Origin of the sequence: Micromonospora matsumotoense (genome assembly GCF_050951065.1) — a bacterium.
Lineage (GTDB): Bacteria > Actinomycetota > Actinomycetes > Mycobacteriales > Micromonosporaceae > Micromonospora > Micromonospora matsumotoensis.
The window spans coordinates 1,889,751-1,906,532 of record NZ_CP192025.1 but is presented as its reverse complement, the minus strand read 5'-3'; the positions used below and the strand labels follow the sequence as shown (position 1 = coordinate 1,906,532).

The window sequence follows — 16,782 nt, the reverse complement described above, 5'->3', positions numbered from 1 at the left end:
GGAGGGTGACGTGACCGGGCCGCAGCTCTTCGTGGACGCCTGGGACCCGTCCTACGGGGCGTCGTTCGAGGCGACCCCGGGCGGGCCGGTGACGCCGAGCAGCACCCAGGTCGACGCCGACGTGGAACTGCCGGCGGTGGACTGGCAGGCGATCGGGCCACGCCCGGGGGTGGCCGCCCCCGCCGTGGTGCTGCTCGTCGACGGGGTACGCCGGATCGACGCCAGCGTGTGGACGGCCGAGGAGGACGGTGCCTCGTACCCGGGGATCGCCGCCTCCTACGCGGCCGGGGTGGTCCGCTGCGACCTGGAGCGCGGCCTGGCGGAGTTGGCCGGGGCACGGGTGGGCCGGGGCCTGTTCACGGCCAGCCCGTCGGCGCAGGAGGTGACCTGCGGGCAGGTGCGCTACCCGGTGCACCGGGTCGGCGGCACGGGTGAGCTGAGCAAGCTGCCGGCGGCGGTGCAGGCCCCGCTGACCGCGTTGGAGGTGGCCGTCTCCGACGCCGCCCGCGCCGACGGGGACCTGCTGGTGGTGGACGGTCCGCTGCGGGCCCGCCGGCAGCTGCCGCGCACCCTGGGCTACATCAAGACCCAGCACAGCCAGTATCTCGACGCCCGGCTCACCGCCGTGGTCACCGGGCTGGGCTCCGGCCAGCGGTCCCCGGTGTTCCGGCTCGGCACCGCCTGGGGCGGCTGGTCGTGGTATCTGCGGCTGCCGGTGACGGTGGGTGCGCCCTGGGCCGGGATCGTCCGGCTGGAGTGCTCGCCCGACCTCGCACCGCAGGACGCGATCGCGCTGGCCGACCTGTCGCTGGTCACCCTGCCCCGGTTCGCCTCCTCGCCGTACAAGGACCCCCGGGCCCCGCAGAACCTGGTGCCGATCGCCGGGTTGGAGCGGCGGCTGCGCGGGCTGCTGGGCGACGCGCGGTTGCTGCACCGGGCCCTGACCATGGCCACCCGCGGTGGGGTGCGCCGCTGATGGGCCGCGATCGTGGGAGGTGCCGCTGATGGGCCGCCGCCGTGGCGACGACCGGATCGTCGTGCCGGTCGACACCGGCCGGGCCGAGCTGGTGCCGGACCCGGACCGGCCCCGCTCGTGGACGCTGCTGCTCGACGACGCCCCGCAGTCGCACGTCGACCTGGCCGACCCGACGCACCTGGAGTTCGAGTACGTCCGTCGGTTCGGTGCGGCGCTGGACCTGCTCGCCCCGCCCGGCACGCCGCTGCGGGTGCTGCACCTCGGCGGCGGCGCGTTGACCCTGCCCCGCTACGTGCAGGCCACCCGGCCCGGGTCGACGCAGCGGGTCGTCGAGGTGGACGGCGCGCTGGTGGAGCTGGTCCGGCGGGAACTGCCCTGGCCGGCCGATCCCCGGCTCAAGGTGCGGGTCGCCGATGCCCGGGCCACCCTGGAGTCCAGCCGCGACGCCGGGTACGACGTGGTGGTCGCCGACGTCTTCGCCGGTGCGCGTACCCCCGCCCATCTGACCAGCGCGGAGTACGCCGGGCAGGTGGCCCGGGTGCTCGCGCCGGACGGCTGGTACCTGGCCAACCTGGCCGACGGTCCCCCGTTGCGGCACGCCCGTGCCCAGGTGGCCACGGTCCGCTCGGTGCTGCCCCGGGCCGCCCTGGTCGGCGACGCGGCCGTGCTGCGCGGGCGGCGGCACGGCAATCTGGTGCTGGTGGCGGGCCGGGTCGAGCCGCCGGTGCCGGAGCTGACCCGACGCGCGGCCGGGGACTGGTTCCCCGGTCGGGTGCTGGCCGGCGACCAGTTGGACCGGTTCGCGGCCGGCGCCGCGGTGGTCACCGACGCGGACGCCACCGGCTCCGTCCCACCGCCGCCAGGAATTTTTTCGGTCCGCCGTTGATCCGCGGGGAAGACCGTTCCGTATCAACGATCGGCGCCCTCCCCGTGGGCCCGCTGATGTCGGTGGACAGCAGGAGGTCTGGATGAGTGCGGTCGCGGCCGGCTTGCACGGCGAATTGGCCAGGCCAGGGTGGATGTTCGCCCGGGCCCAGCCGCAGTCCCGTGCGTCGAGGTCAAGCCGGGGGGTCGACGCCGGCCCCACCGATCGCCAGAATGGCCCGGTGACTCCGCGATCGGCACCTGGGCGGCACCAGGCCCCGGCGACGACCCCGGAGGCGAGCCACTCCGACCAGTTGGTCCGGCTGCTCTACGCCGAGCACGCCGGTCCGCTGCTGATGTTCGTGATGCGGTTGACCGGTGGTGACCGGCAGCGCGCCGAGGACATCGTCCAGGAGACGCTGCTGCGGGCCTGGCGCAACGCGCACCGGCTGGGCGTGCAGGGGCAGGGTTCGCTGCGTCCCTGGCTGGTCACGGTGGCCCGGCGGATCGCCATCGACGAGCACCGCAGTGAGCAGGCCCGCCCGCCCGAGACGTACGACCGGGATCTGACGGCGTTCGCCGAGGCGGACAGCACCGACCGGGTGCTGCGCACCATGACGGTGGCGGACGCGCTGCGGACGTTGAGCCAGTCACACCGGGAGATCCTGGTGGCGACGTACTTCCGCGGTCGGACGGTGCCGGAGGCGGCCGAGGAGTTGGGCCTGCCGCTGGGCACCGCCAAGTCGCGGGTCTACTACGCGCTGCGCGCCCTGCGCACAGCCCTACAGGAGAGGGGGGTGACGGAATGAGCCGGGCAGACCATATGGATGTCGCCGCCTACGCGCTCGGCGTCCTGGACGTGCAGGACACCGAACGGTTCGAGGAGCACCTCGCGACCTGCTGGGCCTGTGCCGCCGAGTTGGAGACCATGGTCCCGGTGGTGGGGCTGCTCTCCGACATCGACGGCGAGACGATGATGGCGATGGAGCAGACCGCGACGGACCCGCGGCTGCTGGACCGTACCCTGGTCGCGGTCCGTACCCACCGGCGCAAGGCCCGGTTCCGGCAGGTGCTCTCGATGGCCGCCGCGGTGGTGGCGGTCGGCGCGCTCAGCGGCGTCGGGGTGGCCACCTTCGGCGGTACGGTCGGCGGTGACGGTCCGGTGATCGCCGAGCCGAGCCGCTCGACGCCGGTGGACGGGCCGGCGAGCCCGCAGCCGACCCGGTCGGGGCCGTCGGTGGGTGGCACCGAGATCGAGGGCGACCAGTTCGACGCCACCGACGGCAGCACCGGGGTGAAGGCCACCATGTGGCTGGCCAGCAAGGAGTACGGCACCTGGATCGGGTTCAACCTGACCCGGCTGCCCGGCCCGCGCACCTGCCGGCTGGTGGTGATCCGTAAGAACGACACCACCGAGGTGATCTCGACCTGGGCGGTGCCGGGGACGGGTTACGGCACCACCGCCAACCCGCAGAATCTCCAGTTGGAGGCGTCCACCTCGGCGCCGCGCGGTGAGATCGCGAAGTTGCAGGTGCAGTCGGTGGACGCCAACGGGGTGGCGAGTCCGCTGGTGACCCTCGTTCCCTGAGACAACCGCCGAAACGGCGTCGACCCGGTCCGGGTCGACGCCGTTTCGGCTTTTCCGGCCCGGAGGATGCCTCTGCTGGCGCACACGTACGGCCGACCGGAACGGTTCAACGGATCGGATGTGAAATGGCCCACTGTCGATCGTTCAACCTTGACAGTGGACGCTCCGTACTACTCGGTGAACCGCCAAGAATGAGGAGGGCACGTGGCAAAGATCAAGCGGACGACCGTCATCGTCGCGAGCGCGGTGGTCGCACTCACGGCCTGCGCACCCGCAGGTTACAACGGAGCGAACTCCAGCGCCGCCGAGCCGGTCGCCGTCGCCGCGGCCGAGCCCACCGCGTCGGTCGAGCCGGATTCCTCGGCTTCCCCCGGAGCGCCCGGTGCCTCTGGCGCCCCCGCCGCCGACCAGGCGCCGCCCCCGGCCAACGTCCAGTTGACCGACCAGCTCGTCGGCAAGAAGATCGCCCGGATGGGCAAGGTGGTGGTGGACCAGGAGGGCTTCATCCTCTACCGCTTCGACAAGGACTCCGACGATCCGCCGTCGTCGAACTGCGTCGACAAGTGCGCGCAGGTCTGGCCGCCCGCGCTGACCGACGGCAACCCGCAGCTCCAGGGCGTCTCCGACGACAAGGTCGGCACCGTCACCCGCCAGGACGGCACCCGCCAGATCACCATCGGTGGTTGGCCGGTCTACCGCTACATCGGTGACAAGAAGGCCGGCCAGTGGAAGGGCCAGGGCGTCGGCGGCACCTGGTTCGTGGTCGACCCGAACGGCAAGAAGAACCTGACCTGCCTGCCGACCGGCACCCCGAAGGCGGTCGCCCCGCCGGCGGCCGGCGACTCGGGCGGCTCGAACAGCGGCGGGGACTACACCTACTGATCCCGCCTCAGCCGAGACACGGTGGCCGGTCGCAGCCGGGGAGGGCGCGGCCGGCCACCGTCACGGATGAGGACCGTCGACGTACCGGCAGCGTCGTACGGTCCCGGCCGCGACGCCGGCCCCCAACCGGGCCGGCGTCGCGGTACCACCCGCCGGACCCTCCCCACGAACCCCCGGAGCGGACAAGGGCGATGGACGCGCCACACGCCAGCGGGCGTGCGCCATCGAAGGTCCCCCCAACCCCGCACCCACGGCCGCTCGGGCGGCCGGTCCGCTTCGGGATGGAGACACCGCCGACGTGCAGGACGTCGGCGGTGTCGTCCATTTCCACCCCGGTTCCACCGCCGGGTTCCGCCCCTGGATCCGCCCCCGGGTTCCACCGCCGGGTCCGCCGCAGGTGGCCCGGATGCCGGCCGGGGACCGGGCTGATTCCCGGCGGGGAGCATGGCACAGTGGCGGGGTGACCTGGGACGAGCCGGCAGCGCGCCGGGTGCTGCGACCGCCGGCCGACTACCGGTTCACCGCCTCCGTCCGGGCCCTCACCTTCAGCCCGTACGACCCGTGCGCACGGGTCGCCGCCGGCACCTTCTGGTGGGCCACCCGCACCCCGACCGGTCCCGCCACCCTGGCCCTGCGCCCCGAGGGCGGCACGCTGATCGCCGAGGGTCACGGGCCGGGCGCCGACTGGGTGGTCGAGCGGGCCGACGCGATCGCCGGCCTGCGCGACGACCTGACCGGCTTCGCCGAGCTGGCCGCCGCCCATCCGCTGGTGGCCGAGCTGGCCGCCCGGCACCGGGGGCTGCGGATGCCCGCCACCGGTCAACTCTTCCCCCGGGTGCTGCGCGCCGTCTTCGAACAGAAGGTCACCGGCACGGAGGCGTACCGGGCGTACGCGGCGACCGTCCGACACTTCGCCGAGCCCGCGCCCGGGCCGTTCCCGCCACTGCTGCTACCACCCGACGCGGCCACCGTGGCGGCGACGCCGTACTGGGTGTTCCACCCGTTCGGCGTGGAGCAGCGCCGGGCCGACACGCTGCGCCGGGCCGCCGCCCTGGCCGACCGGCTGGAACGCTGCGTCGACAGCGCGGAGGCGACCCGGCGGCTCACCGCGATCCCCGGCATCGGCCCGTGGACCGCCGCCGAGGTGGTCCGGATCGGGTACGGCGACCCGGACGCGGTCAGCGTCGGCGACTACCACGTGCCGAACACGGTGGCCTGGGCGCTCGCCGGTGAGCCACGCGGTGACGACGCCCGGATGCTCGGCCTGCTCGCCCCGTTCCGGGGGCACCGGGGGCGGGTCTGCCTGCTGCTGGCCGTCGCCGGCATCCAGGCGCCCCGGTTCGGCCCCCGGATGCCGGTCCGCTCCTTCGCCCGCTTCTGAGCGGCCGCCCCACCGGCCGCCCACCCACCGGCCCGCCCGCCGGCCGCTCCCCGGGCATGCGCGGGTGGCGGACCCCGCCAACCGGCTGCTAGCCGAGCCCACCGGCGAACGGCGTCGACCGCCACTGGTCGAGCATGCCGCCGAGGGCGTCCGCCAGCATCGGCAACTGGGGGGCCAGGGCGAGACAGGCGATGCCGCGCAGCATCCCCACCGCCGTCACGAAGCGCAGCACGTCCTCGTCGAGCTGCCGCATGTTCCGGCGCTGCGCCGCATGCCGGTAGGCGGCCTCGCCGTCCGGACCGACGCCGACGACGTCCCACTCGACGGGCCCCAGCGTCACCATCTCGAAGTCGGCGTAGCGATGCCCGTCCACCCCGGCGACGATGTTCACGGCCGGGGAGTCTCCGTGGACGGGTTGCAGGTCGACCCCCGGAAACGTCCGCTCGAACAGCTCGCGGGAGCGCACGGGAGGTTCCAGCACCTGCCATTCCCGGCGGGCACGGTCCAGGTCCGTCCGGTCGATGAGCTCGGGCCGGCCGTCGAGCATCCTGAGGCCGTCCTCGATGAACTGCGGTTCGGCCGCAGACAGGAAGGACAACTCACCCGGATAGTCGCGCAGGGCGGCGTGCAGCGCGGGGATGAGGCCGCAGTTCGCCACGTAGTCGGGTGCTGCGGCCGGGGCCAGCTCGATCAACTGCCAGAACGTCATCGAGAAGCCGTCGTGCCGCACCGGTTCCCGGCGCACGAGGGAGCTGGGCGCGATGACCGGCATGCCCCGGTCCGCGAGCCACGCCGTCACGGCCAGCTCCGCCCGCTGCCGACCCGACACACTGTCGAGGTCCGCATAGTGCGGCAGGACCGTGGGCACCCGGGCCACGACCGGAGCCGGTGCGAGGTGCACGACCACGGAGAAGGCGTCGTAGAGCACCCGGGCGTCGGTCACGACGAGCCCCTGTGCGCGCCCGGCGTGGACGGCCGAGTCGACCGCGCGCCGGGTCCGGTGGGCGATCTGCTCCGCAGTCATGAAGCTCTTCATGTCCTCATCCTTCGTCGAGCTGCCGGCATCCCGGATCTCCTCCGAGAGATCATTGGATCAGGACTGGTACCCCGCTCCACGACACCTGGTAGGGCGCTGTCGTGCTGCACCTGGTCGACCTACCTCCCTGGTAGGTCGATCCCTACCGGCAGAGGCGGCGCAGGGTGTGGGCCAGCCAGCGCGCGTACCCGTGCTGGACGGCGCGGCCGGCGGGCCCGGCGGCGGTCACGAACCAGCGGTCCGGCCGGCTGAACGCGGTGACCTCGAAGCTGACCCTGCCGTCGTCGTCGCAGCGGACCAGGAACGCCTCCTCCCCGCGTTCCGGATGGCCGGGCAGGGTGCCGTAGCCGAAGCCGGCCTCCCGATCGCCCTCGGTCACCCAGACCACCTCGCACGGCCCCCACACCCGCAGCGGACCCAGCCCGAGCCCCGGGGTGACCCGCATGCCGGGCGCGGCCCACGGCGCGTCGGTGCGCATCCGCACCCCGGCCGCCCGGTGCAGCCGCCAGCTCAGCACGGCCTCGGCGGCGACCAGGAAACTGCCGGGCGGCATCCGGAACGTGTGCCGCAGGTGGTGGTAGCCCGCCGGTAGCGGCCCCCGTCGGGTCGCACCCACCTCGGGGTACGTCAACTCGGACACCGCGCCTCCCTGGGTCCCGCCCAGCCTAGGACCGATGACGTCGACCGGCGACCCGGCCGCCTGCCCGGACCGACGGCCCCCACCGCTCAGCCGGCCTCGCAGCGCCGTCGGAGCCCGTCGGCCTCCAGCCGCAGGTAGCGGCGCACCAGCCGGCCGCCGAGCCAGCCGGTCGGCCCGGCGAGCGGGCCGGTGAACACCAGGGCCAGCTCCACCCGGACCCGACCGTCGGGCAGCGGCACGATCCGGTGTTCGCCCCGGCTGCGCACCCCCGGGGTGGTGGACTCCCAGACGAAGCAGCGGGGCGGGTCGATCTCGGTGACCCGCCAGTACGTCGGACGGAGCCGGGGCTGCTCCAGCCAGGCGGTGGCGCCGAGGACCAACGGCCCGGCCTCACCCCGGCGGGCGGTCCGGACCGAGTCGGTCCACTCGGGCCACCGATCGATGTCGGTCTGCACCGCCCAGACCGTGTCGATGTCCGCGTCGATCTCGGTCGCCGTCTCGAACCGCATGCCGCCTCCGTGGCTCCACCGGCGGCACCCGCGTGCCGCCCGGGTCCAGACGAGGGTGCCGGAGCAATCGTGACCGGGCCACCCTCCGGTCGCCCTCCCGACGGTGTCGGCGGCACCGGTCCGGCCGCCGGACTCAGCCGGCCTCGCGCAGGTCGGCCAGGTCGAGCGGGGTGTGCCGGTGGAGCAGTTCCGCCAGCTCGGCGACGGTGCCCGCCTCGCCGAGCACGTTCTTGCCGCCGCCGAAGCGGGCCGGATAGCGGTGCACCAGGCGGTAGCGGTGCCGACCCCGGACCAGCTCGACGCTGACCCGCCAGCGCCCGCAGCAACCACACTGCCACTCCACCCCGCGACGGTAGCTCTGAGCTGCGGAAACGCATCCGCATCCGCGGGACAGGAGGTACGGACGGGGACACGCCGGACCGGAACCGACAGTGATCTGCCTCACCACTGTCGGTGGTGTCTGGTTGACTGGTCGCCGTGGACCTGCCGATCAATCCCCCGGTCGAGCCGATGCTGGCCAAGAGCGTGGCCCGCCTACCCACCGATCCCGGCCTGACCTACGAGCCCAAGTGGGACGGTTTCCGCTGCATCGTGTTCCGCGACGGCGACGAGGTCGAGCTGGCCAGCCGGGGCGGCAAGTCGATGACCCGCTACTTCCCCGAGGTGGTGGCGCAGGTCCGGGCGCAGTTGCCCGAGCGGTGCGCGGTCGACGGCGAGCTGATCGTGATCCGGCGCGACGGTCCGGACGGTCAGCCCCGACTCGACTTCGAGCAGCTCGCCCAACGGATCCATCCGGCCGCCTCCCGGGTCGCGTTGCTCGCCGAGACGACCCCGGCCGACTTCGTCGCCTTCGACCTGCTTGCCCTCGACGACGAACTGCTGGTCGACCAGCCCTACCCGACCCGGCGGGAACACCTGGTGCGGGCGCTGGCCGGGGTCCGGCCACCGGTGCACGTCACCCAGGTCACCACCGACCCGGAGACCGCCCGGCGCTGGTTCGAGGTGTTCGAGGGCGCCGGGCTGGACGGGCTGATCGTCAAGCCCGCCGACCTGACCTACCAGCCGGGCAAGCGGCTGATGGCGAAGGTCAAGCACGCCCGTACCGCCGACGTGGTGGTGGCCGGGTTCCGTTGGCACAAGTCCGGGCCGGTGGTCGGCTCGTTGCTGCTCGGCCTCTATGACGAGGCCGGGGTGCTGCACCACGTCGGGGTGAGCGCCTCGTTCACCATGGCCCGCCGGCAGGAGCTGCTCGACGAGTTGGCCCCCTACCGGGAGGGCGAGGAGGAGCACCCATGGGTGCACGGCGACCACGAGCGCGGCCAGCGCATTCCCGGCGGGGTCAGCCGCTGGACGGGCACCAAGAACCTCGACTGGGTGCCGCTGCGGCCCGCGCTGGTGATGGAGGTCGGCTACGACGCGATGGAGGGCGACCGGTTCCGGCACACCGCCCGGTTCGTCCGTTGGCGGCCCGACCGTGATCCCCGCTCCTGCCGCTACGACCAACTGGACCGCCCGGTGCGGTTCGACGTCGACCAGGTGCTCCGGGGTGATCCGGCGGTGACCCTGCCCCCGGACGCCGGCACCCCGGCGTAGCCTGGCTGGCACACGATCATGGAGGCCCGCTGGTGACCCGCACTGCCCACCGGATCCGCCAGGTCCGGCTCACCCTGGCCGGGCTCGTCGCGGGCGCGCTGCTCGTCACCGGGTGCACGATGCCGGCGTTCGCCCCGCGTACCGAGGACTCGGCGGCGGCGGCACCCGGCAACGCCCCCACCTGGCGGGCCTGCCCCGAGGTGGCCGACGAGCTGGTGGGTCGGGGCGCCCCGGGCATGCGCTACGAGTGCGCCCGGATCGCGGTGCCCCGCAACTGGGGCACCGGGACGGGGGCCACCGCCGGGCCGGGCAGCGGCGAGACCTTCGAGATCGCCCTGCTGCGGGCCCGGTCGTCGAAGCAACGGGACCGGATCGGTTCCCTGGTGATCAATCCGGGCGGGCCGGGCGGGTCCGGCGTGGACACCGCCGTCTACCTGTCGTTCGGGCCGTCGTTCGGGGGGCTGCCCACGGCGGTCACCGACCGGTTCGACATCGTCGGGTTCGACCCGCGCGGAGTGTCCCGGTCCAGCCCGGTCAAGTGCATCTCCGACGCCGACCTGGACGCCAGCTTCGGCTTCGACCCCGACCCGCGCAGCCAGCAGTCGTTCGACGGCTACCAGGCGCTCAACCGGCGGATCGGCCAGGGGTGCGGCGACCGGTACGGCGACCAGCTCCCGCTCTACGGCACCGAGCAGGCCGCCCGGGACATGGATGCGGTCCGGGCCGCCGTCGGCGACGACAAGCTCACCTACCTCGGCTACTCCTACGGCACCCTGCTCGGCGCGACCTACGCCCAGCTCTATCCGCAGCGGGTCCGGGCGTTGGTGCTCGACGGCGCGGTGGACCCGCAGCAGCAGCTGGTGGCCGGTTCGGAGAGCCAGGCCCGGGGCTTCGAGCGGGCGTTCGGCAACTTCGACCGCTGGTGCGCGGCCAACGCCGGCCGCTGCCCGATCGCACCGGATGCCCGGGGCGCGGTGACCTCGGCGATCGACAAGGCGAAGGTCTCCCCGGTGCGCGGTGCCGGCGGGCGGGAGGCGACCTCCGGTTGGGTCTTCTACGCGGTGATCTCCTCGCTCTACACCGAGTCGGGCTGGGAGGAGCTGGCCCGGGCGATCGACCGGCTCGACGACGGCGACCCGACCGACGTGTTCAAGCTCGCCGACTCGTACGCCGGGCGGGGCGAGGACGGGCGCTACACCAACCTGTTCGACGCCAACCTGGCGGTCAACTGCGCCGACGAGACCGAGAAGCCCAGCGTCGACCAGATCCGCCAGTTGCAGTCCCAGTGGCGGCAGAAGTACCCGCTGTTCGGGCCGGCCCTGGCGGTGGGGATGTTCGGCTGCGTCGAGTGGCCGGGCGGGCGGGACCCGTACCCGACCGGTCGGGCCGACGGTGCGCCACCGATCGTGGTGGTGGGCACCACCGGCGACCCGGCCACCCCGTACGAGCAGACCGCCCGGCTGGCCGCGATGCTGGGCGTCGGCCGGGTGCTCACCTGGGAGGGCGAGGGACACACCGCCTATCCGCAGACCAGCTGCATCACCGAGGCGGTGGACGCCTATCTGATCTCGCTGACCGTCCCCCGGGAGGGACTGCGCTGCCCCGCCCGATGACCGGAAGGACGACCGGCCGCCCGCCCGCCGCCGACCGGTGACCACCACTGGCCGGTGACCCACCACTGGCCGGTGACCACCACTGGCCGGTGACCCACCGCCGGGCGGTGACCACCGCCGACCAGGGCCCGTCGCCGGGCGGTGACCGTTGCCGGGCGGTCAACGGCGGTTGCGGCGTCCCCGCAGTCGTTGCCGGACGAGGGCCGCGTGGTCCGGTGGGGCCGGGGCGGGCGGCAACTCCGGCAGCACGATGCCCTGCCGGGCGGCCAACTCCTCCAGCAGGGCCCGCATCCGGCGCATGTCGTTCTTCAACTCCTCCTGCTCGACGTGCTCGAAGGCGTCGTCATCGACGATGAGCCGGCTGGCGAAGTGCGCGGTGATCAGCGGAATGACCAGCAGCACCATGGTGGAGATCAACAGCGCGGCCAGGACACGCCCCTGCCAACTGGTCGGCGAGATGTCGCCGTAGCCGACGGTGGAGGCGGTGACCACCGCCCACCAGACGGCGTCGGCGGCGCTGCGGTGCTCCACCTGGCCGTAGATCACCCCGGCCACCACGATCATCAACAGGTAGGACGTGATCAGCGTCCGGGGCGAGTTGGCGAAGTACACCAGGCCCCGGTAGACCCACCGGAACGGCAACAACAACGGCTCCATGCCGCACCATGCTGCCTCCCGGCCGCCACCTCCGCCCGGCGATCGACCAGGATCGTTGTGACAGGCTGCCGGCCATGACCGACGTGATCCTCCGCGAGGCGGTCCGGGCCGACCTGCCCGCCGTCCTCGCCCTGCTCGCCGACGACGTGCTCGGCCGGGCACGCGAGCACGCCGAGGTCGACGAGGCGTACGAGCGGGCCTTCGCCGACATCACCGCCGACCCGCGCAACCAGCAGGTGGTGGCCGAACGCGCCGGGGAGGTCGTCGGCTGTTTCCAGCTCACCTACATCCCGGGGCTGGGTCGGCACGGGGCGGAGCGGGCGCTCGTCGAGGCGGTCCGGATCCGGTCCGACCTGCGTGGCCAGGGGCTGGGCATGACGATGATGAGCTGGGCGATCGACCAGGCCCGTCGGCGGGGCTGCGGGTTGGTGCAGCTCACCACCGACAAGTCCCGGACCGAGGCGCACCGCTTCTATCAGCGCCTCGGCTTCGTGGCCAGCCACGAGGGCATGAAGCTCACCCTCTGAACCGGCCCGGCCCGCCCAGGGCCAAGCCGCCCAGGGTCAAGCCGCCCAGGGTCAAGCCGCCCAGGGTCAAGCCGCCCAGGGCCGGTGGCGCGGCGTCAGTCGTCGACGAGTCGGCCGTCGCGCAGGGTCAGCGTCCGGTCGGCCACCTCGATCAGGGCCGGGTCGTGGGTGGCGACCAGGGCGGTCATCCCCCGGGCGTGCACCACCGCGCGGAGCAGGTCCATGATCGCTCGGCCGGTCTCGGAGTCGAGCTGACCGGTCGGCTCGTCGGCGATCAGCAGGTCGGGTTCGTTGGCCAGGGCCCGGGCCACGGCGACCCGCTGCTGCTGCCCGCCGGACAGCTCGTACGGGCGCTGCCCGGCGTGGCCGCCCAGACCGACCAGCTCCAGCAACACCGACACCCGCTCCTCACGTTCCGCCGCCGCCACCCGGGCCAGCCGCAGCGGCACCCCGACGTTCTCCGCCGCCGACAGGATCGGCACCAGCCCGAAGGTCTGGAACACGAACCCGACCGTCCCCCGGCGCAGCCGCAGCAGCTCGGCCTCGCCGGCACCGGTGACGTCGTGCCCGGCCACCCGGACCCGGCCGGCGTCCGGCCGGTCCAGCCCGCCGACCAGGTTCAGCAGGGTGGTCTTGCCGGCACCCGAGCGGCCCCGCACCGCCACCAGCTCGCCCCGGCCGGCGGTGAAGGAGACCTCGCGGACGGCGTGCACGGCGTGCCGCCCCCGGCCGAACGTCCGGCTCACCCCCTCGACCCGCACCACCTCGTCGGTGACCGCCTCGGCGGCCTGGACGGCGGAAACCTGCTCGCTCATGCGTCACTCCCGTTCTGGTCCGGCGTCCGGTCGCCGGGGCGGACCTGCACGTGATCGGGTGCGAGATCGAGGCGGACCCGGTCCCGCAGCGCCAGGGCCGCCACGAAAGGCGCCGGGAGCTGCATCCGGCCGGTCCGGTCCAGCACCGCGTACTCCTCGCTGACCAGTTCGGTGCTGCCGTCGGTGCCGATCCGCGCGGTCCGGCGTACCTCGGAGGCGGTCCGGCCGTCGCGGATCGCGACCGTCCGGCGGACCTGGTCGGCGACGGCGTGGTCGTGGGTGACCACCACCACGGTCACTCCCAGCTCGGCGTTGATGGCGCGCAGCGCCGCGAAGACCTCCGCACCGGTCGCCTCGTCCAGCTCACCGGTCGGCTCGTCGGCGAAGAGCACCTCCGGGTCGTTGGCCACCGCCACCGCGACCGCGCAGCGCTGCTGCTCACCGCCGCTGAGCTGCCCGGGACGCCGGTCCGCGCAGTAACCCACCCCGACCAGCTCCAGCAGCTCGTCGGCCCGCCGCCGCCGGGCCCGGCCGCCACCGCTGCGGCGGGCCAGCCGCATCGGCAGTTCCACGTTCTCCCGCGCGGTCAGGTAGGGCAGCAGGTTGCGGCCGGTCTGTTGCCAGACGAATCCGACGGTGTGCCGCCGGTAGCGCAACCGACGGCGGGCGGAGAGCGCCAGCAGGTCGTAGTCGGCCACCCGGGCGATCCCCGCCGTCGGCGTGTCCAACCCGGAGAGGATGTTGAGCAGGGTCGACTTGCCCGAGCCGGACGCCCCGACGATCGCCACCAGCTCACCCCGGTCGATCACCAGGTCCAGCCCCTGGAGGGCGACCACCTCGACGCCCTCGGTCTTGAAGATCCGGACCAGGCCGTCGCAGACGATGTGCCCCCGCAGCCGGTCCTGCCCACCGGCCCGTTCGGCCGCCCGCTGCGCCGCCCGGCGTTGCAGGTCCGCCAGATCGGGAACGACGGGATTCTCCGCGGTCGTGGTCATCTCAGCTCTCCTCTCCGAGCCGGAGCACCTCGCCGAGGCGCATCCGACGATTGTTCAGGGCCTCCACCGCCATGGCGAAGCCCAGCGCGACCGCGCCGAGCCCGACCGTGGCGGCGACCAGACCGGGCGCGAAGCCCACCCGCACGGGCGTGCCGCTGGTGAACGCGGCGAGCCCGAGCAGCGGGGTGAGCAGCACCGGCAGCAGCGCCCCGACCAGTGCGCCGGTCAACACCGACACCCCCACCAGCGGGGACAGCTCCACCAGCAGCAAACCCCGCCACTGCCGACGGGACAGACCGAGGGTGCGCAGTCGGGACAGCACCTCGCCCCGGGCGCGGGCCCCGGCCAGCACGGTGAACGCGATCGCGAGCAGGGCCAACACCCCGCCGGCCACCGCACCGGCGGTGAACCCGAACGCCAGCAACCCGTTCGCACCACCGCCGCCCAGCCGCAGCCGGGTCTGTGACCAGGTCTCCACCGCCACCCCCCGGGGCCGTTCCCGGCCGGTCACCGCTCCCCCGGTCTGGTAGCGGTGCTGTCCCTCGTCGCCGGCCTGACGCAGTGCCCCGGCGTCGAGCCGGTCGCCGGCGACCAGGAATCCGGTGGGCACCGGCGGACTGTCCCGCCGGGGCAGCGCCTGCCAGGGCAGCACCACGTACCGGGTGGTGTTCGGTCGGGCCAGCGGGAAGTCGACGACGGTGTCGACCGGGGTGAACTCGTACCGCTGGCCCTGCACGGTGATGAAGGCGGACCGCAGGCCGGCGTCGGCCAGGTCGGCGGCGACCGCCGGTGAGACCACCGCCGGCAGCGGCCCGGCACCGGGCCGGGCGTCGCGCAGCGGGCCGGGCACCGGGACGTCCCGGCCGGCGGCCCGCGCCGTGCGGGCCAGCCCGGGCCCGTCGACCAGCAGCACACTGGTGTCGCGCAGCCGGGCGTCGGTGCCGTCGGCGTCGGTCGCCAGGCGTTGCGCCGACTCGTCGACCAGCCCGGTGGCCGCCCGCACCCCGGGCAGCCGCTCCAGCGCCGGGCCGGTGTCCGGGGCGAGCCGGTCGCCCCGGATCAGCGCGTCCGCCGGCACCGCCCGGGTCGCGACGTCGTCGCGGGTGGCCTCGATGCCGGTGGCGATCACGGCACAGAACGCGGCGGTGGCGACCGCGAGCACCACCACGACCAGCGGGGTGGCCCCCGCCGCCCGACCGGCGCGGGCCGTGCCCAGAAAGGCCACACTTCCCCGGGTACGCGCGGCGAGCCGCCCCGCCAGCCGCACCGGCCAGGGATACAGCCGCAGCGCCAGCACCGAGGCGGCGACCGCGACCAGCGCCGGCACCGAGACCAGCAGCGGGTCCACCGACCCGGGGGTGAGGCCCCGCCGCCGCAGCAGCACCACCGCCAGCCCGGCCAGCAGCACCAGGGCGGCCTCCGTGGTGGCCCGCCGCGCGGACGGCCGCAGCCGGCCCAGGTCCCGCCGCCCGACCACCCCGGACGGTACGACCAGCGTCGCCACCGGCAGGGCCAGGGTGACCAGGGCGGTCGCGCCGACGGCGAGCGGCCCGGTGCCGCCGGGCGCACCGGGCAGCAGGCCGCCGAGCAGCCAGCCCAGCCCGGCGGCGGGCGGGACGACCAGCAGCGACTCGGCGAGGCTGCGCCGTACGCCGGTGGTGACCCCGCCGCCCCGGGCGCGGATCAGCACGAACTCGGTGCGGCGTCGGCGCACGGTCAACGCGGCGGCCAGCACCACCAGCCCGGCGAGTGTCGCCAACACCCCGGCCCCGATGACGGCGAGCAGGGTACGGGCCGAGGTGACCGCCCGACCGAACTCGCGCAGCGGGACGTCGACCCCCTGGGTCAGCTCCGTGCCGGTGCCGGTGCTGGCCCGCGCCAGCCGCTGCACCCCGTCGACGAGCCGGTCGATGCGCCGGACGTCGATACCGTCCGCGCCGAGCCGGTACCGCCAGGTGAACGACACCGGCCGGTCCTCGACGGCCTGCCGGTCCAGCGCGGCGACGGAGACCAGCCCGACCAGGATGAACGGTTGGCCGTCCCCCTCCGGCTCGGCCACCTCCAGCACCGAGGGCAGGGTGTCCCAACTGCCGTCGGTGGGGTCGACGGCCCGGAACAACCCGACCACGGTCAGCGGGGTCGGCGGATGTTCCTCGTCGGGTGGGGCGAGCAGGAGCCGGCTGCCGACCCGCAGCCCGAACCGGCCGGCGATGTCGGCGGCCAGGGCCACCTGCACCGGGGCGTCGGCGGCGGCCGCCTCGTCCGGCCAGCGTCCCTCGACCAGGGTGCCCGCCGCCTCGACCCCGGGCATGGCGCGCAGGCCGAGGTGCACCAGGTAGTTGCCCCGGGCCAGGTCGGGGCCGGTGACCCGGTCCTCGGGGGTCTGCGCGGCATACCAACGTTGCGCCACGGCGGCCCGCACGTCGGCGGGCATCCGCTGCTGGAGCGCGTCCAGCTCGGCCGCCTGGCTGCTCACCGGCGGGGCGCCGACGCCGGGACGGGTGGCGTACGTCAGGTCGCGGCGGGCGGCGGGCTCGGCGGCGAGGTGTTCCCGCAGCCCCTGGTCGGCCAACCGGTTGACCACCCTCGGCACCCCGCCGACCAGCAGGGCGATCACCAGCATCAACGCGGCCAGCAGCAGGAACTGCCCGCTGTGGGCCCGTACCCGACGGATCACGGCACCGATGCTCATCGCTGGTCCTCCCC

General features: G+C 74.3%; 17 protein-coding genes. 9 read left to right on the top strand and 8 right to left on the bottom strand.

Annotated features, from left to right (window positions below):
- Positions 1–10: 10 nt before the first annotated feature.
- The 6 genes from ACQP1S_RS08705 to ACQP1S_RS08680 all read left to right on the top strand — a co-directional run bounded on the left by ACQP1S_RS08705 (position 11) and on the right by ACQP1S_RS08680 (position 5,691).
- Positions 11–976 carry a hypothetical protein gene (locus tag ACQP1S_RS08705; RefSeq protein WP_432905006.1) on the top strand — a complete coding sequence of 322 codons (966 nt, stop codon included), beginning with the start codon at positions 11–13 and terminating at the stop codon, positions 974–976.
- 28 nt (positions 977–1,004) lie between these two features.
- A complete protein-coding gene (locus ACQP1S_RS08700; protein WP_432905004.1) occupies positions 1,005–1,862 on the top strand; it encodes a spermidine synthase in 858 nt (285 codons plus the stop codon).
- Positions 1,863–1,944: 82 nt separating this feature from the next.
- Positions 1,945–2,649: a sigma-70 family RNA polymerase sigma factor gene (locus tag ACQP1S_RS08695; protein WP_219468769.1), complete on the top strand. Its 705-nt coding sequence runs from the start codon at positions 1,945–1,947 to the stop codon at positions 2,647–2,649.
- Positions 2,646–3,428 (top strand): anti-sigma factor family protein, encoded by a 783-nt coding sequence (locus ACQP1S_RS08690; RefSeq protein WP_091249750.1) that lies wholly within the window; start codon positions 2,646–2,648, stop codon positions 3,426–3,428. The genes ACQP1S_RS08695 and ACQP1S_RS08690 overlap by 4 nt, the downstream gene beginning before the upstream one ends.
- A gap of 204 nt (positions 3,429–3,632) precedes the next feature.
- Entirely contained in the window at positions 3,633–4,310 is a 678-nt protein-coding gene (locus tag ACQP1S_RS08685; protein WP_091249747.1) for a COG4315 family predicted lipoprotein, read from the top strand.
- A gap of 460 nt (positions 4,311–4,770) precedes the next feature.
- Positions 4,771–5,691 carry a DNA-3-methyladenine glycosylase family protein gene (locus ACQP1S_RS08680; protein ID WP_432905000.1) on the top strand — a complete coding sequence of 307 codons (921 nt, stop codon included), beginning with the start codon at positions 4,771–4,773 and terminating at the stop codon, positions 5,689–5,691.
- Between the two features lie 88 nt (positions 5,692–5,779).
- On the opposite strand, the gene ACQP1S_RS08675 is transcribed toward ACQP1S_RS08680, so the two are convergent.
- The 4 genes from ACQP1S_RS08675 to ACQP1S_RS08660 all read right to left on the bottom strand — a co-directional run bounded on the left by ACQP1S_RS08675 (position 5,780) and on the right by ACQP1S_RS08660 (position 8,219).
- Entirely contained in the window at positions 5,780–6,727 is a 948-nt protein-coding gene (locus tag ACQP1S_RS08675; protein ID WP_432904997.1) for a hypothetical protein, read from the bottom strand.
- 142 nt (positions 6,728–6,869) lie between these two features.
- Positions 6,870–7,367: a DUF1990 family protein gene (locus tag ACQP1S_RS08670; protein WP_432904994.1), complete on the bottom strand. Its 498-nt coding sequence runs from the start codon at positions 7,365–7,367 to the stop codon at positions 6,870–6,872.
- 86 nt (positions 7,368–7,453) lie between these two features.
- Entirely contained in the window at positions 7,454–7,876 is a 423-nt protein-coding gene (locus ACQP1S_RS08665) for an SRPBCC family protein (protein ID WP_091249735.1), read from the bottom strand.
- Between the two features lie 133 nt (positions 7,877–8,009).
- Positions 8,010–8,219: a hypothetical protein gene (locus ACQP1S_RS08660; RefSeq protein ID WP_432904991.1), complete on the bottom strand. Its 210-nt coding sequence runs from the start codon at positions 8,217–8,219 to the stop codon at positions 8,010–8,012.
- A gap of 134 nt (positions 8,220–8,353) precedes the next feature.
- Between ACQP1S_RS08660 and ACQP1S_RS08655 the strand changes: the two genes are divergently transcribed.
- On the top strand, positions 8,354–9,469 hold the full coding sequence (locus tag ACQP1S_RS08655; protein WP_432904989.1) for an ATP-dependent DNA ligase: 1,116 nt from the start codon (positions 8,354–8,356) through the stop codon (positions 9,467–9,469).
- 29 nt (positions 9,470–9,498) lie between these two features.
- A complete protein-coding gene (locus ACQP1S_RS08650; protein ID WP_432907898.1) occupies positions 9,499–11,082 on the top strand; it encodes an alpha/beta hydrolase in 1,584 nt (527 codons plus the stop codon).
- A gap of 159 nt (positions 11,083–11,241) precedes the next feature.
- On the opposite strand, the gene ACQP1S_RS08645 is transcribed toward ACQP1S_RS08650, so the two are convergent.
- Complete coding sequence (locus tag ACQP1S_RS08645) at positions 11,242–11,739, bottom strand: potassium channel family protein (RefSeq protein WP_432904986.1); 498 nt, start codon at positions 11,737–11,739, stop codon at positions 11,242–11,244.
- A gap of 74 nt (positions 11,740–11,813) precedes the next feature.
- Here ACQP1S_RS08645 and ACQP1S_RS08640 point away from each other — a divergent pair, with 74 nt between their 5' ends.
- Positions 11,814–12,266: a GNAT family N-acetyltransferase gene (locus ACQP1S_RS08640; RefSeq protein ID WP_091249724.1), complete on the top strand. Its 453-nt coding sequence runs from the start codon at positions 11,814–11,816 to the stop codon at positions 12,264–12,266.
- Positions 12,267–12,361: 95 nt separating this feature from the next.
- Here the strand turns inward: ACQP1S_RS08640 and ACQP1S_RS08635 are convergent, their stop codons facing one another.
- From ACQP1S_RS08635 to ACQP1S_RS08625, 3 genes are read right to left on the bottom strand one after another with little or no spacing between them, the layout of a single operon-like run.
- Positions 12,362–13,081 (bottom strand): ABC transporter ATP-binding protein, encoded by a 720-nt coding sequence (locus ACQP1S_RS08635; RefSeq protein ID WP_357896982.1) that lies wholly within the window; start codon positions 13,079–13,081, stop codon positions 12,362–12,364.
- Complete coding sequence (locus ACQP1S_RS08630) at positions 13,078–14,076, bottom strand: ABC transporter ATP-binding protein (RefSeq protein WP_432904981.1); 999 nt, start codon at positions 14,074–14,076, stop codon at positions 13,078–13,080. Before ACQP1S_RS08630 ends, ACQP1S_RS08635 begins: the two co-directional genes overlap by 4 nt.
- A gap of 1 nt (position 14,077) precedes the next feature.
- Positions 14,078–16,768: an FtsX-like permease family protein gene (locus tag ACQP1S_RS08625; protein ID WP_432904979.1), complete on the bottom strand. Its 2,691-nt coding sequence runs from the start codon at positions 16,766–16,768 to the stop codon at positions 14,078–14,080.
- Positions 16,769–16,782: the final 14 nt, after the last annotated feature.

What these genes read in the sequence shown, in the direction of transcription:
- ACQP1S_RS08625 (WP_432904979.1), bottom strand. Translation starts at nt 16,768, where the DNA reads ATGAGCATCGGTGCCGTGATCCGTCGGGTACGGGCCCACAGCGGGCAG.
- ACQP1S_RS08665 (WP_091249735.1), bottom strand. Translation starts at nt 7,876, where the DNA reads ATGCGGTTCGAGACGGCGACCGAGATCGACGCGGACATCGACACGGTC.
- ACQP1S_RS08690 (WP_091249750.1), top strand. Translation starts at nt 2,646, where the DNA reads ATGAGCCGGGCAGACCATATGGATGTCGCCGCCTACGCGCTCGGCGTC.
- ACQP1S_RS08695 (WP_219468769.1), top strand. Translation starts at nt 1,945, where the DNA reads ATGAGTGCGGTCGCGGCCGGCTTGCACGGCGAATTGGCCAGGCCAGGG.
- ACQP1S_RS08700 (WP_432905004.1), top strand. Translation starts at nt 1,005, where the DNA reads ATGGGCCGCCGCCGTGGCGACGACCGGATCGTCGTGCCGGTCGACACC.
- ACQP1S_RS08630 (WP_432904981.1), bottom strand. Translation starts at nt 14,076, where the DNA reads ATGACCACGACCGCGGAGAATCCCGTCGTTCCCGATCTGGCGGACCTG.
- ACQP1S_RS08675 (WP_432904997.1), bottom strand. Translation starts at nt 6,727, where the DNA reads ATGAAGAGCTTCATGACTGCGGAGCAGATCGCCCACCGGACCCGGCGC.
- ACQP1S_RS08635 (WP_357896982.1), bottom strand. Translation starts at nt 13,081, where the DNA reads ATGAGCGAGCAGGTTTCCGCCGTCCAGGCCGCCGAGGCGGTCACCGAC.
- ACQP1S_RS08640 (WP_091249724.1), top strand. Translation starts at nt 11,814, where the DNA reads ATGACCGACGTGATCCTCCGCGAGGCGGTCCGGGCCGACCTGCCCGCC.
- ACQP1S_RS08645 (WP_432904986.1), bottom strand. Translation starts at nt 11,739, where the DNA reads ATGGAGCCGTTGTTGTTGCCGTTCCGGTGGGTCTACCGGGGCCTGGTG.